3 protein-coding genes are annotated in these 4,311 nt (G+C 42.2%); 2 read left to right on the forward strand and 1 reads right to left on the reverse strand.

Annotated features, from left to right (window positions below):
• The first annotated feature begins 213 nt into the window (after positions 1-213).
• Positions 214-1,368, forward strand: a complete 1,155-nt coding sequence (locus ACWVCM_RS02445; RefSeq protein WP_455200115.1) for a citrate synthase — start codon at positions 214-216, stop codon at positions 1,366-1,368.
• A 106-nt stretch (positions 1,369-1,474) separates the two neighbouring features.
• On the opposite strand, the gene ACWVCM_RS02450 is transcribed toward ACWVCM_RS02445, so the two are convergent.
• The gene (locus tag ACWVCM_RS02450; protein ID WP_455200116.1) at positions 1,475-2,881 is read right to left on the reverse strand and encodes an OapA family protein; all 1,407 of its coding nucleotides are present in this window, start codon (positions 2,879-2,881) and stop codon (positions 1,475-1,477) included.
• A gap of 378 nt (positions 2,882-3,259) precedes the next feature.
• On the opposite strand from ACWVCM_RS02450, the gene tyrS reads away from it, so the two are divergent.
• A partial coding sequence (gene tyrS / locus ACWVCM_RS02455) for a tyrosine--tRNA ligase (protein WP_455200117.1) occupies positions 3,260-4,311 on the forward strand: 1,052 nt, incomplete at its 3' end.

The following is a 4,311-nucleotide window of genomic DNA, read 5'->3' on the forward strand; positions in this document are numbered from 1 at the left end:
ATTTTCAATATAAAGAATACTTAATTCGAAAAATAAATATACTAACAAGTAGCCCTTTCCGATATTGCAACGAACTATTCACTTGGTCGTCTGAATAACATAAATTGCTGAAAATCGTTATTTAGTATATTGCCGGAAATTTCCTGGGGGCCATTGGCTCCTTTGTTTTTACAACTATCCATTCAGAAACTCAAAGTATGTAAAGGATGCAGAATGAGTGACTATTTACCAGGCTTGGCTGGCGTGCCGGCAACAAAATCGAATATTTCAGATATTGATGGCGAGAAGGGCATATTATCCTATCGCGGTTATCCTATCGAACAGTTGGCAGCACATAGTTCATTTGAAGAAACCACACTTTTACTGCTTGACGGCGAGTTACCGGATCGCGAAAAGCTGGCAAATTTTGACGCTCAATTGAAAGAGAATCGGCGAGTGAAATATAACATTCGCGATCTAATGAAAACTTTGCCACCCATGGGCCATCCCATGGAAATGCTGCAAACGGCTGTAGCTAGCCTCGGAATGTTTTATGCTGGCAACGAATGTCTGACAGGCGGTGATGCCTGCGAAGATCTTGATTACATCCACAACATGACCGTTAAAATTATTGCGCGTATGAGCACGATGGTCGCAATGTGGGAACACATTCGAAATGGTGACGATCCGATTCCACCTCGGAGCGATCTATCATACGCAGAAAATTTTTTGTATATGCTCAGTGAGAAAGATCCCGACCCATTGCTTGCCCGCATCATGGATGTATGCTTGATACTACACGCGGAGCACACCATTAATGCATCGACGTTTTCCGTATTAGTGAATGGCTCAACATTAGCAAGTCCTTATAGTGTGATCGCATCGGCGATCGGTGCATTATCCGGTCCTTTACATGGCGGTGCGAATCAGCGTGTCCTAGAAATGTTGAACGAAGTCGGAACGCCTGATAATGCCGAGGCTTACGTTAGTAGAAAACTGGAGAAAAAAGAAAAAATTTGGGGCATGGGGCATCGTGAATATAAAACTAAAGATCCTCGTGCAAAAATTTTACAAAAGCTTGTGACTGACTTGCTGGATAAGAAAGGTGGTAGTAATCCAATGCTGGAAACCGCGATCGCTGTAGAAAAAGCTGCAGAAGATCGATTGTCTCATAAAGGTGTATATGCCAATGTGGATTTTTATTCGGGTATTCTTTATTCCGAAATGGGCATAGCTGCCGATCAGTTTACTGCGATTTTTGCCATTGCCCGTTCTGCAGGATGGCTTGCTCATTGGCGGGAACAATTAGGCGATAATCGAATTTTTAGGCCTACCCAGGTTTATACGGGGCACCCCCAGCGAGATTATGCACCCATTGATCAGCGATAATTTCAGGACTAATTTTCTATTAAACGTGTTTTTAAGATTGAGTTATCTCTAAAATAAAAAGGCCCCGAATAATCGGGGCCTTTTTATTTTAAATTTAATTTAATTTTTACAGTCGGCGGTCTGTCATTGCGGAACTGCTAAGAGCAACACTGGTGCGACCCAACGTATCAAGAAGAGTTAAGTAGCCTTGTGTGTTTAATTGGAAGTCCGTACGGTACTTTGCGGTGATTGGAGTAGCGTCAGGTAGCTTGACCGTAAGCGGATTGCGGTGAATACCATTTATACGAAATTCGTAATGTAAATGAGGACCAGTTGCAAGGCCGCTACTACCGACGTAACCAATAACATCGCCCTGATTCACTCTTGCACCTTTCTTCAAACCGCGTTTGAATTTCTGTATGTGTGCATAGACAGTGCTATACCGTCCAGCGTGCTGGATCATGACGGTATTTCCATATCCGCCTTTTTTACCGATAAATGTAATTTTACCATCGCCAGCGGACTTGATTGGTGTTCCTCTTGGTGCGGCATAATCCACACCTTTATGCTGCCGCATACGGTTGAGTACTGGATGAAAACGTTTTCCAAATTTTGAACTGATACGGGTGAAATCTACCGGAGTTCGTAAGAAACGTTTGCGCATGCTCTTGCCTTCCGGTGTAAAATATTCGGCTCGGCCATTGCTATCTACATAACGTACGGCACGATAGGTGTTGCCCTTATTAACAAACTCGGCAGCGAGTATGTCACCATTTCGAACTTTCTTCCCATCCAGAAAATATTCTTCGTAGATTAACGAGAATCGGTCTCCGGTTTTCACGTCTAAAACAAAGTCGATATCCCAGTTAAAAATGTTGGCCAATTCCATAGTCATGCTGCCGGGAATTCCGGCTTCCTGAGCGGCTATAAAAAGAGAGCTTTCAATTTTTCCGGCCGCGTAGGCAATACGTTTGTTCAGTTCAAGCTGTACGTCAGAAGCAGTATATGAATCACCGCTTTTTACTACGTGCAGTGATTGTGCGTTGTTAATGACGTAAACCAGTTCACGCAGCTCTCTGTCTACGATCAGGAATTTAAGTTCTTCCCCGGGAATAAGGCGTTTTAATTTTGCGGTTGGTTTTCCGAGGCGGACAATCTTATGAAGTTCTTTTGGATTAAGTTTAAGTCTTGAAAAGATGGTCGCCAGTGTATCGCCTTTTTTTACTTTGACGCTCTTCCAGTTAACTTCAGGTACATCAAACGAGCCATCAACTGCAGATTCATCGTAAGATGGAATTTCAAGTGGCAAGTTGATCTTGTCGTGCAAAGATACTTGCTGAAAACTGGCCGGTTTATTTTGAGAAACCAGTGAATTAGCACGTGTTGCAACGGCTATGTCAGATATTAAAAAGAAAATTACACCGAACAATGCCACGCTAGCAACCAGAATGACCCAATGGGCATAAGGTACGCGTTTGCGAGGAGTTCTTCCCTTAGGTTTGAAATTTTGTTGGATGACAGGACTATGTGCCATATGTCTACTCACGAAAAGATTACTACCGACTAAATTGAACACGTCGTGTTCAGTGGACTCAGTATACGCATCTACGTAGGTAAAAATCTAGCAATAATTATCTCAATAAAAGATATATCAAAATAACTATTAAAGCAGCTATAGTATTTCAAGAAACGATATATATCTTACCTACTTATCACTCCTAGGAGCGAGGAATTCTATCACAGTTTTGAGATTTAATGATGGCCGAATTTTCGTCGATTCATCACCAGTAATTGGTTATTTAATAAGCAATATTTACAAGCCAAATCACAAATCATTTATGCAATTAGGTTACCATTTCCGGGAGGTTCATATAATATCGCCATTTCACAATTTTTGGTCGAGAGCTACTAGATGAGTGATGTAGAAAAAACCATTGAATTATTGAGACGTGGTACAGAGGAAATTCTGCTCGAGGATGAGCTTCGTGATAAATTAAAAAAGGGGAAACCGCTGCGGGTTAAATGTGGTTTTGATCCTACCGCGCCAGATATCCATCTGGGTCATACTGTTCTAATCAACAAACTAAAAGAGTTCCAGGACCTGGGACACCATGCCATTTTGTTGATCGGTGATTTTACCGCAATGATTGGAGATCCCACCGGTAAAAGTGCAACACGTCCACCGTTATCATTTGAGGAGGCGCGTGAAAACGCTAAAACCTACGAAGCGCAAGTATTTAAAGTCCTCGATAAAGAAAAAACGGAAGTTGTTCACAATTCCGATTGGATGAATAAGAAAAACGCAACGGATATGATTCGCCTTGCGGCTAAATATAACGTTGCGCGTATGCTAGAGCGAGACGATTTCAACAAGCGATTTAAGAGTGGGCAGTCAATTGCTGTCCACGAATTCCTCTATCCTCTGATTCAGGGTTGGGATTCTGTGGAACTTAAAGCTGATATCGAGTTAGGCGGTACCGATCAAAAATTTAATCTATTAGTGGGACGGGAGCTGCAAAAGGAACAAGGCCAGGTTCCGCAAGTAGTAATTACTACGCCGTTACTTGAAGGATTGGACGGTGTGAAAAAGATGTCCAAGTCTCTTGGCAACTATATCGGCGTTGATGAGGCACCAGACGAAATTTTTGGAAAAGTCATGTCTATTTCCGATGAGCTAATGTGGCGATACTTTGAATTGCTGAGCTTTCGTCCAGTTTCTGACATTGAGGAATTCCAAAAAAACGTGCAGCATGGAGCTAATCCCCGAGATATTAAATTTATATTGGCCCAGGAAATCGTAGCCCGTTTTCATTCAGAATCAGATGCTCATAAAGCGCAGGATAATTTTATCGCGCGCTTTCAAAAGGGGGCCATGCCCGATGAAATGCCGGAGGTTAAATTGTCTTCGCAAGATGGGTTATTGCCTATCGCCAATCTATTAAAACAAGCGAATTTAACGAAAAG

This window comes from Kaarinaea lacus (assembly GCF_975902315.1).

Excerpts from the sequence above, each read along its gene's own strand:
- ACWVCM_RS02445 (WP_455200115.1), top strand. The coding sequence starts at position 214 with ATGAGTGACTATTTACCAGGCTTGGCTGGCGTGCCGGCAACAAAATCG.
- ACWVCM_RS02450 (WP_455200116.1), bottom strand. The coding sequence starts at position 2,881 with ATGGCACATAGTCCTGTCATCCAACAAAATTTCAAACCTAAGGGAAGA.